The organism is Flavobacterium hiemivividum (assembly GCF_004349145.1).
In the GTDB taxonomy this organism is placed as follows: Bacteria; Bacteroidota; Bacteroidia; order Flavobacteriales; family Flavobacteriaceae; genus Flavobacterium; species Flavobacterium hiemivividum.
In genome coordinates this window covers 1-18,848 of record NZ_SMFO01000016.1, presented here as the reverse complement: position 1 = coordinate 18,848, position 18,848 = coordinate 1, and the positions used below count along the sequence as shown (strand labels likewise).

The window sequence follows — 18,848 nt, the reverse complement described above, 5'->3', positions numbered from 1 at the left end:
TTGAAACTTTAGACATTAAACTATTTTTTATACGTTTCCAATTCGAATTACATCGGCAAAAATTCCCGAAGCAGTCACAGCAGCTCCAGCGCCGGCGCCTTTTATCAATAAAGGTTGGTCTACATATCGATCTGTGTAAAACAATACAATATTGTCCTTTCCTTCTAAATTGTAAAAAGGATGGTCTTTTGGGATGAATTGCAAACCAACGCTTGCTTTGCCATCTTCAAATTGAGCTACAAATTTCAGTCTGCTTTCTTTTTCATTGGCTTCAGCCAAAATTCCCTCAAAATGTGCCGCATGATCAACAAGAGATTTGAAAAAATCTTGATTATTTACTGTTTCCATGCATGCAGCAGGAAGAAATGATTCGTTTTCGATGGACTCAATTTCCATTTCGTAACCGCTTTCTCTAATTAAAATCAATATTTTTCTAGCAACATCAATTCCGCTCAAATCAATTTTCGGATCTGGCTCTGTAAATCCTTGAACTCCGGCTTCTTTTACCACAGTTTCGAAAGAATTATTTTTATCGAAATTATTAAAGATAAAGTTCAAACTACCGGATAAAACAGCCTGGATTTTATTGATCTTATCTCCAGATGCTACTAAATTTTTAACAGTGTCAATGATAGGTAAGCCCGCTCCTACATTCGTTTCAAACAAGAAAGGCGCATTATATCTTCGGGACAAATTTTTAAGGTTTTTATAATTATCAAATGCAGATGAACAAGCAATTTTATTACAAGTTACTACGGCAACACTTTGCCTTAGAAAATGCTCGTATGTTTTAGAAACACCTTCATTTGCAGTAATATCTACAAAAATACTATTACGTAAATTCTGGTCTTTTACTCTTTTAATAAACAACTCTTGATCAGCTGGCTCTCCATTTTCGATAGCTGAGTGCCATGCTTTTAGATCAATTCCTTCTTCGTCAAAAATCATTTTTCGAGAATTAGACAAAGCGATAACACGAAGATTTATTTTTAAGTTTTCTTTTAGGAATTTCTTTTGCTGGTTGATCTGGTCGATGAATTTCTCGCCAACATTTCCAACTCCCATTACAAACAAATTCAATTGTTTAGTGTTGTCTTCAAAGAAGCGTTCGTGAAGTGTGTTCAATGCTTTTTTTACATCTCTTTGATTAATTACCGCCGATATGTTTCTTTCGGAAGCACCTTGGGCAATTGCACGAATGTTGACATTGTTTTTTCCTAAAGTGCTGAACATTTTACCGCTCAATCCTTGATGATTTTTCATGTTTTCACCAACTAAAGCAATAATGCACAAGTTTTTTTCTACGATGCAAGGATCTATTTTGTGCTGTAAAATCTCAATTTCAAATGCTTTATTGATAGCATCTTCAGCTGCTTCGGCATCTTCATTTAGGATCCCGATGCAAATGGAGTGCTCAGAAGAGGCTTGGGTAATAAAGATTACATTGATTTTCTCTTGGGACAAAACTTCAAAAAGTCTTTTTGAAGAACCAGTTACACCAATCATTCCAGGGCCTTCCAGCGTAATCAAAGTAATATTCTCGATATGGCTGATTCCTTTTACGGGCTGGCCGTTAGAAATCGATTGGGCTGAAATATAAGTTCCTTCTGCTTGTGGTTCGAATGTATTCTTGATATGAATAGGAATGTTTTTTCGTAAAACCGGCTGAATAGTAGGCGGGAATAAAACCTTGGCTCCAAAATGAGACAACTCCATTGCTTCTTGATACGATATGGAAGCTATTGGCTGCGCTTGTTTTACGATTTTTGGGTTAGCAGTGTACATTCCGTTTACGTCAGTCCAGATTTCTAAATCAGTTGCGTCTAATGCTCCAGCCATTATTGCAGCGGTATAATCTGATCCGCCACGACCTAAAGTGGTGTTGATTCCGTCAACAGAGGACGCAATAAAACCGGGCATTAAAATTACCTGAGATTCATTCGCAGCATAAAAATTGTTGATTAATTCATTTGTAACTTTGAAATTCACGGTTGCTTTTCCAAAATTATTGTCGGTTTTAATCAGCTCACGGCTGTCTTTGTAGGTACTGTTTTTATAATTTTGTTTCAGTGCTTCAGCAATAATATAAGAAGAAAGCAACTCGCCAAAACTTAAAATTGTATCTGATGTTCTATTAGATAGTTCGCCCAAAAGGAAGCAACCGTCTAAAAGTGTTTCCAAATGATTGATGATGCGTTTGATATGACTTAAAACGCTGCTTTGCTCACTAACAGGAATTAATTCTTTAACAGCGTTTAGATGTTTTTGCTCAATTTCGGCAACGATTTCCTTATAACTTTCATCCGTTGAGGCTGCTTTTTGTGAAGCCAACTGAAGAAGATCCGTAACTTTACTTAGTGCAGATACAACTACGATTAATTGGTCTTGTTTTGCTTGATTTTGAACTATATCTAAGACTAGTTTTATATTTTGGGAATTGGCTACCGAAGTTCCGCCAAATTTTAATACTTTCATTTTGTTTGTTTTATTTTAGAGAAAAAGACAATGTAATATACCTATCCAAAATCTTTCCTTCCAAAAAAAGAAAAATATAAAATAGGATTATATGTAAAATGTATACCCCTAAGGGGTAGTAGTTGTTGTAGTAATTGTAGAAGTAACAGAAAGTGCAACCCAAATTTGAGTTGTTATCGAAGAGTGATATGTAGTTCTGTTATTTGTCATTATTGTTTTTCAAAAATACAGCTTTTTATAAAAAGGAAGTGTCTTTTAGCTGCTTTTTGCGAATATTTTAAAATTTAGATGAGAATTCGTCCTCAATTGAATATTTCTTATTTTACCTCCTTCTTATTGTAGCAATCGTTATTTGACTTCTAAGCAACTAGCTTTCATAAGTAGTTTTAGAGCCCATTTTTTTTGATTTTAACCCTTAATTCCATCTGGTTTATAGGAGAAAGAACCAAGTTTGATTCCTAATAGTGATTTTTTCGAATTTGAACTACCATGGATAAAACTACGTGACAATCTACTCAATACAATTAAAATGATCACTTTATGAAGCATGGTAATTCTGTAATAAACACGGTCAAGTTTGGTAAATCGATACTTTTTAATCTGAAATTTAAATTATAGTTAATATATGTTGCTTTTTAATATTGATTTAGTCAATTTTGGCTTCTCAAATTAAAGCTTAAATGGATAATACACATTATATAAGTACTGCACTACTTTCCCTGGAAACCGTAAACGAGATTATTTCACAACAGATGTTATTAGACCTCTCTGATGAGGCTAAAATTAATATTCAAAAATGTAGGGATTATTTAGATGCAAAAATGGTGACGCATTCTGAACCTATTTACGGTATAAATACGGGTTTTGGATCGCTTTGTAATGTTAAGATCTCCAATGAAAACTTATCAAAACTTCAGGAAAACCTAGTAAAATCGCATGCTTGCGGCACTGGGGATGAAGTTCCACATGAAATCGTAAAACTGATGTTGTTGTTGAAAATCCAGTCATTGAGCTATGGGCATTCAGGAATACAATTGCAAACAGTGGAGCGTTTACTGGCTTTTTATAACAATGATATTTTACCTATTATTTATACTCAAGGTTCCCTTGGCGCATCTGGAGATTTAGCTCCTTTAGCACATTTATCTTTACCTTTATTAGGAGAAGGAGAAGTGTTTTTTGAAGGCGAAAAAGTGCATTCAAGCGTGATTATGGAACGCTTTAACTGGCAGCCTATTGTATTGCAGTCTAAAGAAGGACTGGCTTTGCTAAATGGAACGCAATTCATGAGCGCTTATGGAGCTCATATTTTAATGAAAGCCAATAAGTTTTCTTATTTAGCTGATTTAATAGGCGCGATATCCTTAGAAGGTTTTGATGGTCGCATCGAACCATTTAATGAATTAATTCATTTTATTCGTCCTCATAAAGGGCAGATCACAACTGCCGGTCGTATAAAAGAATTTCTGGAAGGAAGTGAAATTATAAAACAAGTGAAAGTACATGTTCAAGATCCGTACTCATTCCGTTGCATTCCGCAAGTTCATGGCGCTTCAAAAGACGCTATTGATTACGTTAGAAAAGTATTCAAAACTGAAATTAATTCGGTTACAGATAATCCAAATATATTTATCGAAAGTGACCAGATTATCTCTGGTGGGAATTTCCACGGACAGCCATTGGCACTAGCCTTAGACTTTATGGCAATTGCTTTAGCTGAATTAGGTAGTATTTCCGAAAGAAGGACCTATCAGTTGATTTCAGGATTGCGTAATTTACCTGCTTTTTTAGTGGATAATCCAGGATTGAATTCGGGTTTTATGATTCCACAGTATACGGCTGCTAGTATTGCAAGTCAAAACAAGCAATTAGCGACACCTTCTAGTGTCGATAGTATTGTTTCCAGTAATGGGCAAGAAGATCATGTGAGCATGGGGGCAAACGGTGCTACAAAAGCGTTGCGTGTTATGGATAATCTGGAACGTATTTTAGCGATCGAATTGATGAATGCTTCACAAGCGATTGAGTTTAGAAGACCACTTCAGTCAAGTGAGTTCATCGAAATGTTTTTAAGTTCTTATAGAGAAGAGGTTTCGTTCGTAAAAGAAGATCGAATTTTACATTATGACATTGAGAAAACGGTTGCTTTTTTAAACAGTTTTCAAATAGAAGATGATTTATTGGATTAGATAATCGATCGAATAATAAAATAAAGTATTTTTGCATCCAAAAAAAAAAATATGTCGTTAAATACCATCTTCCAATTTTTAGTTCCGAAGGATAAAAAATTCTTTCCTTTATTTGAGGAAGCTTCTAGTAATTTAATTGAATTAGCAACTTATTTACATGAGGCTGTTAACCAACCATTAAAAGAAAGAGAAGTTCTTTTTCAAAAAATCGATAAATTAGAAGAAAGAGGAGAGGAAATTACTCGTCAGACTAATCTTGAGTTAAGTAGGAACTTTATTACTCCGTTTGACAGAGAAGACATTCATGCACTAATTACATCTATTGACAATGTTGCTGACAATCTTCAAGGTGCAGCAAGTAGAATGAGATTGTATCAAGTGGATAAAATTACTAAATCAATTCGAAAATTGACAGAAATCAATTTAGAAGCATGTCAAAACATTGACACAGCCGTTAAAGAATTGAAAGGTTTTAAGAATATAAAGAATATAACTGCTGCCTGTGCTAGAATTAATAAATTGGAGAATAAATCAGATAACGTTTATAACAAAGCCGTTTTTGAAATTTTCGAAAATGAGACAGATGTTAAGAATTTATTGAAGTATAAAGAAGTATTATCGGTTTTAGAAACTGCTACAGATAAATGTAAAAGCGTTGCCGGTGTCCTTGAATCAATCGCTGTAAAGCATTCTTAATTTTATCTATTTCTTTCTGAAATTACATTTATGGAATTTACTTTACTTCTAGTTATTATAGTCCTGGCTTTAATTTTTGATTACATCAATGGTTTTCATGACGCAGCTAATGCTATTGCTACCGTTGTTGCCACAAAAGTTTTATCGCCTTTCCAAGCCGTTGTTTGGGCTGCTTTTTTTAATTTCTTAGCTTATTGGGTCTTTGGTTTTGGTGTCGCAGATACCGTAGCTAAAACCGCTAATACATTAGAAATTAATCTAGTGGTGATTCTCGCCGGTGTTATTGCGGCCATTATTTGGAATTTATTTACCTGGTGGCAAGGAATTCCGTCGAGTTCTTCTCATACTCTAATTGGTGGGTTTGCAGGTGCGGCTATTGCTCATGCCATTGCAGTTCACGGTTTTCTTAAATATACAATCGTTAATGGTGCCGAAATTAAAACTGCTTATTGGTACGATACCGTAAACTGGTATACTGCAGGTAATGAAGGAAGTTTTCCTTCGGGAGTTTTGGTGATTATTGCTTTTATTGTTTTAGCTCCTTTATTGGGGACTTTAATGTCTTATTTAATATCTATTTGGCTTCTTAATGCTTCGAAGAAAAGCATTTATCCTAAATTATTTACACTGAGTTTAATGATTTTGACTATTTGGTTTGTTGCAAGTCAGATGATTCACTACGATGAAATCAAAAAACCTCGTTTTGATTCTCATATGTGGAGTGTAGTTTTTGAATCACACAATATTAAATGGTTTTTGGTTGCTTTTATAATTTTGTCAATTAGTACTTTTTGTTTAATATTTAGTAGTTTAAACTTACATCAATCGGCAGCGTGGTTGAAGAAAATGCAATTATTGTCTTCTGCTGCTTTTAGTTTAGGACATGGTGGGAATGATTCTCAAAAAGTAATGGGGATTATTGCTGCGGCAGTTACTGTTTATATTCATACAAGTGGAATTGCTCAAGAAAGTCTGCCTCATTGGTTAGATGTGGTGCTTCCAAATGAAGATGGCGATTTTAGAATGCCGGAGTGGATTCCGTTAGCTTGTTACTCCGCAATTGCGGCAGGAACATTGAGTGGTGGCTGGAAGATTGTAAAAACAATGGGATCAAAAATCACAAAAGTAACTTCATTTGAAGGGGTAGCTGCTGAAACAGCTGGAGCTTTAACCTTATATTTCACAGAACACTTTAAAGTTCCCGTGAGTACAACACATACTATTACAGGATCTATTATTGGAGTAGGTATGACGAAGCGTGTATCTGCAGTAAGATGGGGCGTTACGGTAAGTCTATTGTGGGCTTGGGTGTTAACGATTCCTATTTCGGCCTTGTTAGCAGCACTAATATATTATGCGCTTTCATTGTTTCTTTAAGATAATTATATTTTTCGAATAAATAAAAAACCATCCTAATTTTAATGTTAGGATGGTTTTTTTATCGAATTTATTGAGTCTAAAACTTTTAATTTCTAAGAGAGCTAAATCTACTATCTCATCTTAAAATTCTTTTCGATAGCTTTTATCATTTCGCCGGCAATATCTTTATTGGTAGCGCCTTCAATTCCTTCTAATCCTGGAGAGGAATTTACTTCAAGCAATAACGGACCTTTCGCTGAACGGATAATATCTACTCCGGCCACCTTTAAGTCCATCGCTTTTGCTGCTTTAATAGCAATTCGCTTTTCTTCCATGGTTGCTTTAATAACAGATGCTGTTCCGCCAAGGTGGATGTTAGCTCTAAATTCTCCTGGCATCGCTTCACGCTGAATAGTCGCAACTACTTTTCCGTCAATCACAAATAAACGTAAATCTTTACCATTAGCTTCTTTTATAAATTCTTGAACTAGTATATTAGCATTTACACTTTTAAAAGCGTTGATTACACTTTCTGCTGCTTTCTTAGTCTCAGCAAGAACAACTCCTTTACCTTGAGTTCCTTCTAGTAATTTCACAATTAATGGTGAACCGCCCACCATTTTGATCAAATCATTGGTGTCTAACGGTGAATTAGCAAAACCAGTTGTAGGAATCCCAATACCACTATTTAATAATAATTGCAATGAGAATAACTTATCGCGTGATTGTGTAATTGCTGCAGCTGAGTTTAAACTAAATACTTTTAAAGCTTCAAACTGTCTCGTTAAAGCACAGCCATAAAAGGTGATACTCGGTCTTATTCTAGGGATGATCGCATCAAATTGATTTAATATGATTCCGCCTCTATAGTGAATTTCAGGTGTTTTAGCATCAAGACGCATGTAACACTCTTTGATGTTTAAGAAATGCATTTCGTGACCACGCATTTCGCCCGCTTCCATAATCCGTTTGTTGCTGTATAATTCAGGATTACTAGCCAAAACTCCAATACGTAAACCAGTAGCTGCTTTTTCGGAATTTTTATATAATTCTTTAAGATTGTCATTTGTTGGTTGGCCCAATAGGTATTGCTGAGCAGGATCGACTAGTACTCTTCCGCTCATGGCTTCTCTACCTAAAAGCATTCTGAATCCCATTGAATCTCGATTTGTCAATGTCATTTCGATAGGCCAGCTCTCTGTCCCAATCTCTAAATTAGTTTGAATCACATAACGCTGTTCTCTAAAACCACTAGAGCTTTTCACGATACGCTTATCAACTAAACGCGCCTCGCAATGGATGACGGTTTTTAAATTATTTTGAATAGGATTGATGTCAAATCGCACCCAATTTGTTTCATTTTTGATAAAAGGAGCAATGTTGATCGCATGTAAAGCAGATGTTTTTGCACCAGAATCTACACGTGCTTTTATTGTAGGAATTCCTAGTTCGGGAAAAGAACACCATTCTTCGCTACCTAGAATAACTTTATCTTGAGCCATATATTTTTATTTTTGTTAAGTGCATATTATAAAAGTCAAATGTAAATATTTGTTTTTATAAATATACAGAATTGCTATAAAGAATAAACCCGTTACGTAAGAAAGACGTAACGGGTTTACGGTATTATAAAAAACGCAGTTTGCAATTACTTAGTAGGTGCTTCTGCTTTATTAACTTTTACATTTAATTCTTGAGCTCCCTCTTCAATATCCATGAATATCTCATCTCCGGTGGCGATTTTAGATGTAATGATCTCTTCGGCAAGGCTATCTTCAACATATTTTTGAATGGCTCTTTTTAATGGTCTTGCACCAAATTGCTTATCAAAACCTTTCTCTGCAATAAATGCTTTTGCCTTATCAGAAATTGTCAAATTATACCCTAGTTCAGTAAGACGAGCATATAGTTTTTTCAATTCAATTTCGATAATTAAATCAATATCATGTTTCTCTAATGTGTTGAATACAATTACATCGTCGATTCTGTTTAGAAATTCCGGTGCAAAAGTTTTCTTCAACGCGTTTTCGATAATGCTTTTAGAATTATCTTCAGCATTCGCAGCTCTTGCGGCCGTTCCAAAACCGACACCTTGACCAAAATCTTTTAATTGTCTGGCTCCAACATTTGAAGTCATGATAATTATCGTGTTTTTGAAATCAATTTTACGGCCCAAACTATCTGTTAAATATCCGTCATCTAAAACTTGTAATAACATGTTGAAAACATCTGGATGCGCTTTCTCAATTTCATCCAATAGGACCACACAATAGGGTTTTCTACGAACTTTCTCAGTTAATTGACCGCCTTCTTCATAACCTACGTATCCTGGAGGCGCTCCAACTAAACGAGAGATCGCAAATTTCTCCATGTATTCACTCATGTCAATTCGAACCAATGCATCCTCAGAATCAAACAATTCTTTAGCAAGAACCTTGGCTAATTGTGTTTTTCCAACACCTGTTTGACCAAGGAAAATAAAGGAACCAATAGGCCTGTTTGGGTCTTTCAATCCCGCACGATTTCTTTGAATCGACCTCGCGATTTTTAAAACTGCTTCTTTTTGTCCAATAACTTTACTTTCGATCAATTCTGGTAAAATAGCCAGTTTATTACTTTCTGTTTGTGCAATACGGTTTACAGGAATTCCAGTCATCATGGAAACTACGTCGGCAACATTGTCCTCTGTAACTTCAATTCGATTGTTTTTTGCATCCTCTTCCCATTGTTCTTGAGCAATTGCTAATTCTTTTTCGATGCGTTTTTCGTCATCACGAAGCTTAGCGGCTTCCTCATATTTTTGTTTCTTAACAACAACATTTTTTAATTCTCGAATATCTTCCAGTTGGCGCTCTAAGTCAAGCACCTTTTTTGGAACTTCAATATTAGTAATGTGCACGCGTGAACCTGCTTCATCCAAGGCATCGATAGCTTTGTCTGGCAAGAAACGTTCAGACATATATCTATTTGTTAACTTAACACAGGCTTCAATAGCTTCGGCTGTATAAGTAACATTATGATGGTCTTCGTATTTGTTTTTGATGTTATTTAAAATGGTAATTGTTTCTTCAACAGAAGTTGGTTCTACAATTATCTTTTGAAAACGTCTTTCTAATGCACCGTCTTTTTCAATATACTGTCTGTATTCATCGAGCGTCGTTGCTCCGATACATTGGATTTCTCCTCTTGCTAGAGCAGGTTTAAACATATTGGATGCATCCAATGAACCAGTTGCACCACCAGCACCTACAATAGTGTGAATTTCATCAATAAAAAGAATGATATCGTCATTTTTTTCTAATTCATTCATTACCGCTTTCATGCGTTCTTCAAACTGTCCTCTATATTTAGTTCCAGCCACAAGACTTGCTAAATCTAAAGTAACTACTCGCTTATTGAATAAGATTCGAGAAACTTTCTTCTGAATGATTCTCAAAGCTAAACCTTCGGCAATAGCTGATTTACCAACACCTGGCTCACCTATAAGGAGCGGATTGTTCTTTTTACGTCGACTCAAAATTTGGCAAACACGTTCAATTTCTTTCTCACGTCCTACAACAGGGTCTAGTTTTCCTTCTTCGGCCATTTCTGTTAAATCTCTTCCGAAGTTGTCTAATACAGGTGTTTTAGATTTCTTATTGGATTTATTGGCTGGATTATTAAAACTCCCTTCTTTAAGACTGTCATCTTGTCCTGAATCGTCATTGTATGAGTCTGTAGCTCTTGGTAAATTTTCCAAGAATTCTTCTTCGTTTGGTGTCATATTGATATATTGTTCTTTAGCTACATCATAATCAATTTTAAGTTTATTCAGTAGCTTGGTTGTAGGATCGTTTTCGTTTCTCAGAATACAGAGCAATAAATGCGCTGTACTAACAGAGGAGCTTTGAAACACTTTTGCTTCTAGAAAAGTTGTTTTTAAAGCGCGTTCTGCTTGTCGGGTCAAATGAAGATTTTTCTTTTCTAAATTTGTTTCGATGCTAGGAGTTGCTGGGCTTAGTATTTCTACCTTTCGACGCAAATGGTCTAAGTCGACAGATAGGTTATTTAATATTTGAATTGCTTTACCATTACCATCGCGAAGAATACCTAGCATCAAGTGTTCAGTTCCTATGAAGTCGTGACCTAATCGCAAAGCTTCTTCCTTGCTATAGGTAATAACATCTTTTACTCTTGGTGAAAAATTATCATCCATAATGTGTGTTTTGTATATGTAAACTTAGTGAATTAGTATTTTAAAAACAAAAATCGTACCCGAAGATGTCATGTCAGCTAATTGACAAAAAATATAGGGAAATATTGTAAAAATGCGCTTAATTTATTAAACAAAACCGATGTAATTTTGTTAATAAATCTTTGAAATTAGAACGTTAAAACAGGGCTATAAATTTCAAAAAGCCGTATATTGGCACGTTTTGAAACTAATATAATATTTTAATATAACAACTTATGTCTGAAGGAGAAAAGTTAATTCCTATTAACATAGAAGATGAAATGAAGTCAGCTTACATTGATTATTCGATGTCAGTAATTGTATCAAGGGCGCTTCCAGATGTTAGAGATGGTTTGAAACCAGTTCATCGAAGAGTTCTTTACGGAATGTATGATTTAGGAGTTTTTTCAAATAAAGCCCATAAAAAATCCGCCAGAATTGTCGGGGAAGTTTTAGGTAAGTATCACCCTCACGGAGATACATCAGTTTATGATGCCATGGTTCGTATGGCTCAAGAATGGAGTTTGCGATATTTATTAGTGGATGGTCAAGGTAACTTTGGATCTGTAGATGGCGATAGCCCTGCAGCAATGCGTTACACTGAAGCTAGAATGCGCAAGATTTCGGAAGAAATAATGGCTGATATCGAAAAAGAAACGGTTGATTTTCAACTGAATTTTGATGATACTTTATATGAGCCAAAAGTAATGCCAACTCGTGTTCCTACTTTATTGATCAATGGAGCAACAGGAATTGCTGTAGGTATGGCGACTAATATGCCTCCGCACAACCTTACCGAAGTAATCAACGGTACTTTGGCTTACATGGATAATAACGATATCGAGATAGATGAGTTAATTACCTATATAAAAGCGCCGGATTTTCCAACTGGAGGAATTATCTATGGTTACGAAGGTGTTCGGGAAGCTTTTAAAACCGGAAGAGGACGTGTTGTAATGCGTGCTAAAGTTGGTTTTGAAGAAGTGGACGGAAGAGAATGTATCATCGTTACCGAAATTCCGTACCAAGTGAATAAGGCCGATATGATCAAGCGTACTGCCGATTTAGTTAACGATAAAAAAATTGATGGAATAGCAAATATTCGCGATGAATCAGATAGGAACGGTATGCGTATTGTTTATATCTTGAAGCGTGATGCGACTCCAAACGTAGTTTTAAATACGCTTTATAAGTATACGCAGTTACAGTCTTCTTTTAGTGTGAATAATATTGCATTGGTAAAAGGTCGTCCACAGATGTTGAATCTGAAAGACATGATTCACTATTTTGTAGAGCACCGCCATGATGTGGTAGTTAGAAGAACACGTTTCGAATTGCGTAAAGCAGAAGAGAGAGCTCATATTTTAGAAGGATTAATCATTGCTTCAGATAATATTGACGAAGTAATCGCTTTAATTAGAGGTTCGAAAAATACCGAAGAAGCTCGTGAAAAATTAATCGAAAGATTTAAATTATCAGATATTCAAGCGCGTGCGATCGTAGAAATGCGTTTACGTCAATTAACAGGTCTAGAACAAGACAAGTTAAGAGCTGAATATGAAGAATTAATGAAGTTAATAGCGCACTTAAAAGCATTATTAGAAGATATTAATCTGAGAACAGCTTTAATTAAAGAGGAGCTTATCGAAATACGTGATAAATACGGGGATGAGCGTCGTTCCCAAATTGAATATTCTGGTGGAGATGTAAGTATCGAAGATTTAATTGCTGATGAGAATGTAGTTATTACAATTTCGCATGCAGGATATATTAAACGTACAAACCTAACAGAATACAAAACACAAAATAGAGGTGGAGTAGGTCAAAAAAGTGCTGGAACAAGAGATCAAGATTTCTTAGAACACATGTTTGTGGCGACTAACCATCAATATATGATGTTCTTTACTCAAAAAGGAAAATGTTTCTGGATGCGTGTTTATGAAATACCGGAAGGAACTAAAACTGCTAAGGGTAGAGCGATTCAGAATCTTGTTAATATCGAAAGTGATGATAAGGTAAAAGCATTTATTTGTACACAAGACTTAAAAGATCAAGACTATATTAAGAGTCATAATTTAGTTATGGTGACTAAAAAAGGTCAGGTTAAGAAAACCTCTTTAGAGAAATATTCTAAACCTAGAGTAAATGGTGTTGCAGCAATTACGATTAGAGAGGGAGATGAATTATTAGAAGCTAAATTAACGAATGGTGAGAGCCAAATTATCCTTGCTGTTAAGTCAGGGAAGTTAGTTCGTTTTGAAGAATCTAAAACCCGTCCGATGGGAAGAACGGCTTCTGGAGTGCGTGGAATCTCGCTTAAGGATGATACTGATGAAGTAATTGGCATGGTTACTGTAGATAAGGATGCAGTAAATGAATCTCAAGTCTTAGTTGTAACTGAAAATGGATACGGAAAACGTACTAAATTAGTTGATGACGATGGAGAAGATGTTTATCGTATTACGAATCGTGGTGGTAAAGGAGTTAAAACTTTAAATATTACTGAGAAAACAGGTAATCTGATTTCGATCAATGCGGTTACTGATGCAGATGATTTAATGATTATCAACAAATCAGGATTAACAATAAGAATGGCTGTCGAAGACTTAAGAGTTATGGGACGTGCTACTCAAGGTGTGAAATTGATAAACTTAAAAGGTAAAGATTCTATCGCTGCGGTTACAAAAGTGATGAAAGATGATCCAGAAGTTGTTGTTGACGAAGACGGTAACGTTATTGAAGTGGAAGTAATCGAAAGAGTAAAACCTATTTTAGAAGTTCTGGAAGATGAGGGTGTTACTGACGAAGATGAGGACGAAGATGACGAAGTAGAAGATGAAGCTGAGGATGAAGCAGACGATGCTGATGACGAAGTATAAACAAGAATAATAGACAAAAACAAAGATTAATTAATTATTAAATAGAATTTTATGAAAAGTAAATATGTAGTACTAGCGTCAGCTTTATTGCTATCAGTAGCGTCTTTTGCTCAAAAAGATGAAATTAAAGCTGCTGAAAAAGCGCTAAAAAAAGGAAGTACTCAAGAAGCAGCTACTATTTTACAAGGTGCTGAATCTTTATTGGCTAATGCAAGTGCAGACGAAAAAGCGCAATTTTTCTTTTTAAAAGGAAATACATATCTTGAATTAGCAAATAAAAGCATTGATACAGATAAAAATTTGGCCTTAGCTGCAGATGCTTATTTAAGTTTAGTAAATGCAGAGAAAGCGTCTGGAAAAGCTAAATTTTCTGCTCAGGCTGCGACATCAATTATTGATATAAAATATAAATTGATTAATAGCGCTATTGCCGACTCTAAAGTTGAAAAACATTCAGATAGTGCAAAAAAATTGTACGATGCTTATTTGTTGGACAAAAAAGACACTTTAAATCTATACTATGCAGCTTCGACTTATGTAAATGCAAAAGAGTATGATACAGCGTTAAAGATGTACGAAGAGTTAAAAAGAATGAACTATTCTGGAAAAGGAACTAGTTACTTAGCGGTAAATAAAATTTCAGATAAGGAAGATCTTTTTAATACTCTTGCCGAAAGAGATAGAGCTGTTAAGTTAGGTACGCACGAAAAACCTACTGTTGAAGTTATTCCTTCAAAAAGAGGAGAGATATACAAAAACATGGCTTTGATTTTAGTTGAAGGTGGTAAAACAGAAGAAGCTAAAAAAGCAATTGAAGAGGCTAGAGCTGCAAATCCTGACGATACTTCATTGATATTAACTCAGGCAAACTTGTATTTAGAAACTAAAGACTTTGATACTTATAAAAAGTTAATCAATGAAGTTTTAGAAAAAAATCCTAATGATGCAGATTTAGTTTTTAACTTAGGAGTAATTAGTGGTAATGCTAAAGACCTTGTAAATGCTGAAAAATATTATGATAGAGCTATTGTAATTAACCCTAAATATGTTAATGCTTACATCAATATGGCGGCATTAAAGTTAGACGCTGAGACTGGGATTATCGATGAAATGAATAAATTAGGAACGTCTGATAAAGATATGAAGCGTTATGCAGTTTTGAAAACGCAAAGACAAAACGTATTTAAAAGCGCTATACCTTATTTAGTAAAAGCATTAGAAGTAGATTCTAAAAATGATGATGTAGCTAAAACACTTTTAAATGTGTACAGTGCATTAGAAATGACTGCTGAAAAGAAAGCTTTAGAAGCAAAAATGAAATAATACATTCGTTTACAGTTTTGAAAAAAAACCTATCTGATTTAGTTCAGATAGGTTTTTTTATATAATCTTTTTAATGACTCTCAGTTTGTGAGTATGTTTGTTTATTTCGGGATTATAAATCCCTAGATGATCTAATCTATCAATCCGTATTTTTCCGCTGGCATGGATAATATAGTTGTTTTCCATGATGATGCCCACATGAATAATGCTGCCTTCTTCATTGTCGAAAAAAGCCAAATCACCTGGTTCGCTCTCTTCGATAAAACTTAAAGCTTCTCCTTGTGTGGCTTGTTGCGAAGCGTCTCTTAGTAGTTTGTAGCCGTTAAGCTTGTAGACCATTTGGGTAAAACCTGAGCAATCAATGCCAAAAGGTGTTTTTCCACCCCAAAGATAAGGAGCGTTAAGATATAAAAAGGCGGTATTTATAAGGTGCTTTTTATCTTTTACACCATTTACTTTTGTTCCTTCAAAATCGAAGTTACTTGTATTTATAGTGTCGTTGCTAATAAACGAAATTGAAGCGCCTAGAGGAATTGGCATCAGCAAATTATTAGATCCAGTGACGTATTCGATTAAATCAGCATTTAAGATAATAGGTTCGTCAGAAAGCTGATTGAAGTCAGACTCTGAAATTACTTGGTATTGTTTGGAATCTACCCAGCCTTCATATCCGTCAAATTGCATCTTGATGCGAGACCATTGTTTTTGTTGTTCTAAAACTTCAAAATGTTCACCAAATAAAACTTGAGAAACGATTTCGCTTCTATCATTTGGTTCAAACCGAAGCGGGATAATAGCCAGATTACAAATTCCGAACATTTATGTAAAGTTATGAGTTAAGAGTTATGAGTTGTAAGTGTCAAAACTCAAAACTCATAACTCATATTTTTTTAAAGTCTTTCTATCACAATTGCCGAAGCACCACCACCACCATTGCATATAGCTGCGGCTCCAATTTTAGCATTATTTTGCTCTAAAACATTCAATAAAGTAACAATAATTCGTGCTCCTGAGCATCCTAGAGGATGTCCTAGCGAAACGGCACCACCATTTACATTTACTTTATCATTTTCTAAACCTAAAATTTTAGCATTTGCAAGTCCTACGACTGCGAAAGCCTCGTTGAACTCAAAATAATCAACATCACTGATTGGTATTCCTGCTTTATCTAAAGCTTTAGGAAGTGCTTTAGATGGGCTCGTTGTAAACCATTTTGGTTCTTGAGCAGCATCAGCGTAACTTTTTATAAATGCAAGAGGTTTTAGACCTAATGATAATGCTTTTTCTTCGCTCATTAAGATCATAGCTGCTGCACCATCATTTATGGTTGATGCGTTTGCGGCAGTTACAGTTCCATCTTTAGAAAAAACAGCGTTTAAAGTTGGAATCTTATCTATTTTGACATTTGTATATTCTTCGTCCCTAGATACTATAACTGGATCTCCTTTTCGCTGCGGTACAGCTACTGGAACAATTTCGTTATCAAACTTACCAGCTTCCCAAGCTTTTGATGAACGCTCATACGATTGAATTGCGTACTTATCTTGATCTTCTCTAGTAAAGTTATATTCAGTCGCACATAAGTCCGCACAAACGCCCATAGCGTTGTTGTCGTAAGCGTCAACAAGTCCGTCCTTTTGCATTCCGTCAACCATAGTCGAAGGGCCAAATTTAGTTCCAGCTCTCAAATTCATGTAATGCGGAATTAAACTCATGTTTTCCATACCACCAGCAACTACGATTTCGGCATCACCGCATTGGATAGCTTGTGCCGCCAGCATTACTGATTTCATGCCTGATGCACATACTTTATTTATTGTTGTACAAGCAACGGTATCAGCTAAGCCTGCAAAAATTGCAGCTTGACGTGCGGGAGCTTGTCCTACGCCGGCCTGAACCACATTACCCATATATACTTCATCAACTAATTTTGGATCTAATTTTATTTTATCTAAAGCTCCTTTAATGGCTATAGCGCCTAATCTTGGAGCAGGCACTGTAGATAATCCTCCCATAAAGCTTCCGATAGGTGTCCTAACGGCAGAAACGATAACAACTCTTTTGTTCATGATTTTTGTAATGTTAGTTTATCTAGCAAATTTAATCAAATTAATATAAAATCTGATTTTGATTTGGGTATTATATTTTTCTCGAAATAAATATGATTTTTATTTCAAGCTATATGTTTGATTGTTAAGCGGTTTTATAAAAATGCAAAAAAACATTAAAAAAAAGCCCTGAAATAGTTGTGAGTAATGCAATGAAGTGTTACATTTGCAACCGCAAAACGAGACATGTTTCTCTGAGCTTGGAGGGGTGCCAGAGTGGTAATGGAGCAGTTTGCTAAACTGTCATCGGGTAACCGGTGCCAGGGTTCGAGTCCCTGTCCCTCCGCTTACTTTTTTTGTTTCGAAAGATAGTATTTTCGAATTAAATAACTCAAATATTTTTTGAGAGCTATTTGAAAAAAAGTTTAAGAATGATTTTATGTTTTACGGGGTGTAGCGTAGCTCGGTTATCGCGCCTGCTTTGGGAGCAGGAGGCCGCAGGTTCGAATCCTGCCACCCCGACAGAATAAACTTTTTCCATTTAAGTTTTAAAAGAAAAATGGAGGCATAGCTCAGCTGGATAGAGCACCTGCCTTCTAAGCAGGCGGTCGAAGGTTCGAATCCTTCTGCCTTCACTAAATAACTCACTGATAATCAGTGGGTTATTTTTGTTTTACGGTAATTTGTTTTTCTTATAAATTAGCGTTTGCATATTATTTGCATAATTTTAAGGTGTTATTATTAGTCTTTTTTATTAGACTCCCTCCCTCAGAATAATTTCAAAACAGCTTCCGTCTTAGAAATTCTAACTCCAATTTTACTTTCCCCTATAATTTGACGGGGGGGATCGCTACCTAGTGTTTTTTGACAACGGAAAAACAGGAATTTAAGGTCAGAACCTTCTATACAAGCTTTACCCTATGGTATAAAACTACATGTTAGCTGTTGTAAAAGGTCTTGTTTAAGAGCTTTAATGGCTAAGTAAACCTCAACACAAGAGTAAGTGCTATCTTTATTAAAACGCACGTTAGCAGTATGTCTAATGTAGCCAAAACACGTCCTCTCAAGCAGACCTACCCCGCTTATGATATATATAGGATTCGATATATAAAATTAAGGCGGGGGCTTTATATGTGTGAGTGAAATATAGAGCTCTAGCAAAACGTCTTTGGCTCTTGAATCCATTTCTTAAAAGAAAAAAAGAAAAAAAAAGAAAGTAGTCGCATTAGCGGAGGTTTCAAAAGAAGTCCAGTTTTTCTGAAAAAATACAACCTAACTCGCGTTGAGTTGTGCGTACCTGATTTTACATCCAGATTCTGATTTGAAACTATAAGGGTGGAGATTTTTTTAGAAACCCGGAGGGCTTGTGGAAAAAACGGTCAAATTGACCACCCAATTCCAGTGTAAATTGACCACTTGTTTCGGTTGAAATTGACCACCCAATTCCGGAGCAAACTGACCACCTGATTCCAGTTGAAAGTGACCACCTAAAAAACAACTACTTTTTTCATGTTGTTAGCCCTTAAATTCGTTAAAAAAACGACGGATTTATGGCCAATAAACTAACAGACATGAGCAAAATTAGAAAAGCACTAAAATTCTATTGTAGCGGTAAGAGTAAGCTCTTTATTAGCAATTATCTCTCGCTTTCCAGAAATACAGTTAA

General features: G+C 35.3%; 10 protein-coding genes and 3 tRNA genes. 8 read left to right on the top strand and 5 right to left on the bottom strand.

The window, feature by feature from the left end:
• Positions 1-27: 27 nt before the first annotated feature.
• On the bottom strand, positions 28-2,475 hold the full coding sequence (thrA, locus tag E0F98_RS14840) for a bifunctional aspartate kinase/homoserine dehydrogenase I (protein WP_132112853.1): 2,448 nt from the start codon (positions 2,473-2,475) through the stop codon (positions 28-30).
• Positions 2,476-3,155: 680 nt separating this feature from the next.
• Between thrA and hutH the strand changes: the two genes are divergently transcribed.
• The 3 genes from hutH to E0F98_RS14825 are packed head-to-tail and all read left to right on the top strand — an operon-like array spanning position 3,156 to position 6,737.
• A complete protein-coding gene (hutH, locus tag E0F98_RS14835; protein WP_132112851.1) occupies positions 3,156-4,664 on the top strand; it encodes a histidine ammonia-lyase in 1,509 nt (502 codons plus the stop codon).
• A 51-nt stretch (positions 4,665-4,715) separates the two neighbouring features.
• Complete coding sequence (locus E0F98_RS14830; protein WP_132112849.1) at positions 4,716-5,360, top strand: DUF47 domain-containing protein; 645 nt, start codon at positions 4,716-4,718, stop codon at positions 5,358-5,360.
• Positions 5,361-5,390: 30 nt separating this feature from the next.
• Entirely contained in the window at positions 5,391-6,737 is a 1,347-nt protein-coding gene (locus E0F98_RS14825) for an inorganic phosphate transporter (protein WP_132112847.1), read from the top strand.
• Between the two features lie 113 nt (positions 6,738-6,850).
• On the opposite strand, the gene rimK is transcribed toward E0F98_RS14825, so the two are convergent.
• Together rimK and E0F98_RS14815 are read right to left on the bottom strand one after the other, a co-directional pair.
• On the bottom strand, positions 6,851-8,221 hold the full coding sequence (gene rimK / locus E0F98_RS14820) for a 30S ribosomal protein S6--L-glutamate ligase (RefSeq protein ID WP_132112845.1): 1,371 nt from the start codon (positions 8,219-8,221) through the stop codon (positions 6,851-6,853).
• Positions 8,222-8,367: 146 nt separating this feature from the next.
• Positions 8,368-10,914: an ATP-dependent Clp protease ATP-binding subunit gene (locus E0F98_RS14815; RefSeq protein WP_132112843.1), complete on the bottom strand. Its 2,547-nt coding sequence runs from the start codon at positions 10,912-10,914 to the stop codon at positions 8,368-8,370.
• Between the two features lie 254 nt (positions 10,915-11,168).
• On the opposite strand from E0F98_RS14815, the gene gyrA reads away from it, so the two are divergent.
• Entirely contained in the window at positions 11,169-13,811 is a 2,643-nt protein-coding gene (gene gyrA, locus E0F98_RS14810) for a DNA gyrase subunit A (protein ID WP_132112841.1), read from the top strand.
• A gap of 51 nt (positions 13,812-13,862) precedes the next feature.
• Positions 13,863-15,134 (top strand): tetratricopeptide repeat protein, encoded by a 1,272-nt coding sequence (locus E0F98_RS14805; protein WP_132112839.1) that lies wholly within the window; start codon positions 13,863-13,865, stop codon positions 15,132-15,134.
• 57 nt (positions 15,135-15,191) lie between these two features.
• Here the strand turns inward: E0F98_RS14805 and E0F98_RS14800 are convergent, their stop codons facing one another.
• Together E0F98_RS14800 and E0F98_RS14795 are read right to left on the bottom strand one after the other, a co-directional pair.
• A complete protein-coding gene (locus E0F98_RS14800) occupies positions 15,192-15,953 on the bottom strand; it encodes a C40 family peptidase (protein WP_132112837.1) in 762 nt (253 codons plus the stop codon).
• Positions 15,954-16,024: 71 nt separating this feature from the next.
• Complete coding sequence (locus E0F98_RS14795; protein ID WP_132112835.1) at positions 16,025-17,203, bottom strand: acetyl-CoA C-acyltransferase; 1,179 nt, start codon at positions 17,201-17,203, stop codon at positions 16,025-16,027.
• A 241-nt stretch (positions 17,204-17,444) separates the two neighbouring features.
• Between E0F98_RS14795 and E0F98_RS14790 the strand changes: the two genes are divergently transcribed.
• From E0F98_RS14790 to E0F98_RS14780, 3 genes are all read left to right on the top strand, one after another.
• Positions 17,445-17,528, top strand: a tRNA-Ser gene (locus E0F98_RS14790).
• 101 nt (positions 17,529-17,629) lie between these two features.
• Positions 17,630-17,704, top strand: a tRNA-Pro gene (locus tag E0F98_RS14785).
• A gap of 39 nt (positions 17,705-17,743) precedes the next feature.
• Positions 17,744-17,817: transfer RNA gene (locus E0F98_RS14780), tRNA-Arg, on the top strand.
• The last annotated feature ends 1,031 nt before the right edge of the window (positions 17,818-18,848 follow it).